Genomic DNA, 4421 nt, shown 5'->3' with positions numbered 1-4421 from the left:
TAAAAGTTTTGTATTTTTATTTTGTGTAATTATAAATGGATATTATACCTACTAGAAAGCTTATTAGATCAGTAGTGTTTTCTTTATAGAGATATCTTCTTATACAGTTTTATGCTTTAGTTTTCTTTGAAGCCATAATTATTATATTAATTTCAAAGGGCTTCATAATAACTTATTTTATTCTTAACAATATTTCAAAATATATTTATTGAATGTTTCATTTAAATCATTAAGAGCAAATATATTTTTGTGGATTTAGTTTTATACGAATATTTTATATGCCTATGAAGTGCAATATTGAAATTTGCTAAGTTGTTTATTTTTTACCTTGATTAAGAATGTATTTTTATTAATTCATTTTTATAGCTTTAATTCTTTCAGTGAATATTATAAAAAATATCAAAACAGACTTTAAAACTATATATTTTTAAATATAAACATATTTTATGTTTATATTAACTATCAATGCTTTATAATAACACAAAAGGAAAATATTATGTTAAGAAAAATAGAAATGTCTGGTCTATATTCTTTTGGAATAGAAACACAAATTGTTGATTTTACAGCAAAGCCAAAAAGTAAGTTGAAAAATACAAAATATGAGTATAATTTTAATTTATCACAAGCTGGGAAACCTATGAAATCAGCAGTTTTTTTTGGAAAGAATACTAGCGGAAAAACTAACTTTTTTATAGGCGTAAAAATTTTACTAAATATAATTAAATATGGCTTTTCTCATACCCTAAGAGAGCATTTAACAGACAATGCCTTTAATGAAAATTCAAATTCTATAAAATTAAGTATTGAGTTATCTAATAACAATAAAGATATTTTTACATATTCGATAGAGTTTGATAAAAAATATATCCTAAAAGAATCTTTTTTGAAAAATAATAAAATTATATATGAATTTGAGAATGATAAGGCTATTTTTAATATTTACAGTAAAGAAGATAATAAGCTATTAGAGTCATTTTTTTCAAGAAATCTTAGTGAAAATATATTTTACTTATTAAAAGATTTTGAAATAGAGCAAAAAGAAATATTTGTAAATCTTATAAACAATATCGAAGTTTATATGAATAGTAATTATTCAAAAAAATATAATTTTGAATTTGAAGAAAATAAAAAGAAATATTTTTTAGAACACAAAGAAAGTATTTTGGAAATTTTTCAATTGCTAGATAAAACTATAAAAGATTTTGAGTTTAAAAAGTATGAAAAAGATGGAAAGAATATATACGAAATCTTTTTTGTTCGCAATGGAAAGAAATTTAATTATCAAATAGAATCAGAAGGTATTAAAAAAATAGTATATTTTGCAGATAAAATAACCCAAATTATCAAGGAAGGAAAAATTGTTTTTATTGATGAATTAGATTCTTCAATAAGCACTTTGGCGCTAATACTTATATTTAACAATCTTATTAATACAGAGGAAAACCATAATGGACAATTAATTGTTTCATCTCATAATGTTTTATTATTTGATGTTAGTTTTTTAAATTCACAACAAATATTTTTAATTCAAAAAGATCAATACCTAGAGAGTAAGATAAGAACTTACTACGATTATGATATTAGAAGCGAAAAGAAAAAAGCATATATTGATTATTTAAAAGGGCTTTATGATGAATAAAAAAACAAAACCCAGTATTACAGATTTGGTGTGAAGGTAAAACAGAAGAAGATTATTTTAATTCCCTTTTTAAATATCTAAATTATGATAATATTAAAATAGATGTAAAAAATTTAAAAAATAATAATTCATATAAAAACATTCTTTATAAAATAGAAAAAGCACCTTATATTGATAAGCTTATTATTGTAATGGATCTAGATAGAGCAAAAAGTGATACTAATGAGTTAAAAATTTTAGAAAAACTTATAAAACATATAAAAAAGTCAAAAGATATACATTTATTTCTTACTCTTGATGATTTTGAAGATTGGCTTAGATTTCATTTTGTAGATAATAGTAAAAATAACAAAACAAATTTTTATAAAAAATTAGGATATAGCGATAGTAAGAATTTTAAATCATCTACTAACGATTTATATTCTCAAATATTAAATAAAGGTGGATGTATAGAAAATGCTGAAAAGTATTTTTGCAATATCGCTGTTTTTTGCAATGATCAGCGTGAGATTGATAAAAATTCACTAAATAATCTAACTCAAAGTAATCTATATTATTTTAGAAAATTATTAGAACAATATAATGGTATTTAAAATAATATTATAAAAAGCCCCACTTCTTTTTTTATATTGTGATTATATACAGATTAATCAATAATATCTAAAATTGGTTTTTTTAGCTAAAACAATTTAAATATTTATGAGTAAGTTTTTTTGTCTTTTTTACAATTTTGGTTTAATTTATATAATTAATCTTCCTCAAATCCATCATTTATTCCTGCTTCGGCAAACTCTAACTGTTCTTTGTGAAATTCTTCATCATCTTTAAAAGCTTCAAAACTTTTTATCCATAATGCTTTTCTCTGGTTTATATATTCTTCGTTTTTAAACATATCTATCCTTTTGTTTTATTATTTAATTTTGCTTATTTTAATTTTTCTAAGATAATTTCAAAAGTATTTTCGCTTACACCCATTAAAAATCCTAAGCTAATAATATAAAGAATATATCAAAAATAGACTTTATAACTTATAAACAATTTTTTCTGCAAATATATTATTTAAACTATTCTTAGTAGAAATTTGTAGATTTCATAAATATCAAGAATATCAACAAAGTAACTATGGATATAATACAAAGTTGATAAAAGCTAGATCTTTGAAATATTATAATTAAAAAATAATATTGTATTTTTAAAGTTGATTAGATAATATATTAATTTAATAATTTTTATAACAAAAAAAGGAAATAAAATGGGACAATATATTGTATTAGCCTTTGCAATAGCAGTTGCCATATTTGTGACATTTTATGACTTTGATAAAGATAAAAAAACCGATAATAATAAAAAATAATTGATTTTGATATTTTATAATAGAAGCATGTTTATATCTTTTAGCTTTTATTTTTTATTGCTAGATAATATATAAAATAAAAATTTTAAAAAGTATTATTTATAAAAATACCTGCGAAACAATCTTAAGATTCATAGAATCTATTGGCGTAGGATTATTTGTAAATAGTCTTTATGGTTTGCAAATGGGCGATAGTTGCACTATCATCGATCTTTCTTAAAGATTGATCTTTTTTTGAAAGAAAATAAGAGAGAATGGATGGTTATAATATAGCTATTTTAATTTGGTGCTATCACTCTTATTTTTGGCACATTGGTTTTAACAGCTCATTATTTTAACAATAAATATACTAATGAAAGAAAAAGTTAGTCTTTAGCTTTTAACACACTCTATAAGTTGGGAGTAATAAAACAGAAATAAAATATTACCTTAGTGTTGCAACTAAATATGGTCTAGATCCTTTCTTACGCCAAGTATTTTTTGTTCCTCGTAGGGCAAAAGTTACAAAAAATGGTAAAGATGTGTGGGTTGAAAAAATAGAACCTTTAGTGGGTAGAGATGGCTTTTTAGCTATTGCTCGCAAAAGCGGAAAATTTGGTGGTATTCGTTCTTATAGCGAGATTAAAAACTATCCAAAATTAGTGAATAATCAATGGCAATACACTCAAGATTTGGTTGCAATTTGTGAAGTTTATAGAACTGATAGCGATAAACCTTTTATAGTTGAAGTTGCATATAGTGAATATGTGCAAAAAACAAATCAAGACAAAATAACAACTTTTTGGGCTTCAAAGCCTGATACTATGCTAAAAAAGGTTGCAGAAAGTCAAGCTTTAAGAAAGGCATTTAATGTAAGTGGATTATATTCTGCTGAAGAAATGGGTGTTGGTATTACAGAAGATGAAATCATTATTGATACAGAAGCTGTTCAAAATACTACCATTCCTGATGAAGAAAATGCAATTTCTTTGGAATATTTGACAAATGCTGTAAAGGCACTAGGTTTAGATATTGAAATTATAGGTGAATATGCAACAGTAACTGGCAATACTTATAATTCAACTGAAAATCTAAAACAACTAGGTTTTAAATACAAACCAAACACAAAAGTTTGGTATCAAAAAATTGTGTTATAATGACAAAGGATTAAATATGCAAGGAAATATTATGGCTCAGGAAAAAGAGTATATACTTAATGAAAGTTTTAAAGCTTTATTAGAAAGTATTTTTTCTAATCCTGAACAATCACAAAAATTAATTAAAGCTTTTGAAGAGCTTGTTAATGGTAGAGCAACTACTCAAAGATTGAATTTTGAAAATCTTAAAAATCAAGCTATAGAAGAAATAAGACAAGAGCTTGTAAGTAAAGATTTATTTCAATCAGAGATTAAAAGATTGGAAAGTTTAATTTATTCTGAAGTTGCAAGA

4 protein-coding genes and 1 pseudogene are annotated in these 4421 nt (G+C 23.2%); 4 read left to right on the top strand and 1 reads right to left on the bottom strand.

All coding sequences use genetic code 11. From position 1 onward, the window contains the following. Positions 1 to 496 precede the first annotated feature (496 nt). Complete coding sequence (locus L8V85_RS08205; protein ID WP_263737813.1) at positions 497 to 1639, top strand: AAA family ATPase; 1143 nt, start codon at positions 497 to 499, stop codon at positions 1637 to 1639. Continuing rightward, positions 1636 to 2232, top strand: a complete 597-nt coding sequence (locus L8V85_RS08200; RefSeq protein WP_318529736.1) for an RloB domain-containing protein — start codon at positions 1636 to 1638, stop codon at positions 2230 to 2232. Before L8V85_RS08205 ends, L8V85_RS08200 begins: the two co-directional genes overlap by 4 nt. Before the next feature lie 155 nt (positions 2233 to 2387). Here the strand turns inward: L8V85_RS08200 and L8V85_RS08195 are convergent, their stop codons facing one another. Then, positions 2388 to 2531: a hypothetical protein gene (locus tag L8V85_RS08195; protein WP_263737812.1), complete on the bottom strand. Its 144-nt coding sequence runs from the start codon at positions 2529 to 2531 to the stop codon at positions 2388 to 2390. Between the two features lie 878 nt (positions 2532 to 3409). Between L8V85_RS08195 and bet the strand changes: the two genes are divergently transcribed. Further along, positions 3410 to 4129 (top strand): phage recombination protein Bet, encoded by a 720-nt coding sequence (gene bet / locus L8V85_RS08190; protein ID WP_263737814.1) that lies wholly within the window; start codon positions 3410 to 3412, stop codon positions 4127 to 4129. A gap of 16 nt (positions 4130 to 4145) precedes the next feature. Then, positions 4146 to 4421 (top strand): annotated as a pseudogene (locus L8V85_RS08185) (hypothetical protein); the annotation flags it as partial.

Source organism: Campylobacter sp. IFREMER_LSEM_CL2090, assembly GCF_025771865.1.
Taxonomy (GTDB): domain Bacteria; phylum Campylobacterota; class Campylobacteria; order Campylobacterales; family Campylobacteraceae; genus Campylobacter_D; species Campylobacter_D lari_D.
The sequence above is the reverse complement of the archived record's forward strand: the minus strand, read 5'-3'. Positions and strand labels throughout refer to the sequence as shown.

Bases quoted from the DNA above. Each gene is read 5' to 3' on its own strand.
- L8V85_RS08195 (WP_263737812.1), bottom strand. From the start codon at position 2,531: ATGTTTAAAAACGAAGAATATATAAACCAGAGAAAAGCATTATGGATA.
- L8V85_RS08205 (WP_263737813.1), top strand. From the start codon at position 497: ATGTTAAGAAAAATAGAAATGTCTGGTCTATATTCTTTTGGAATAGAA.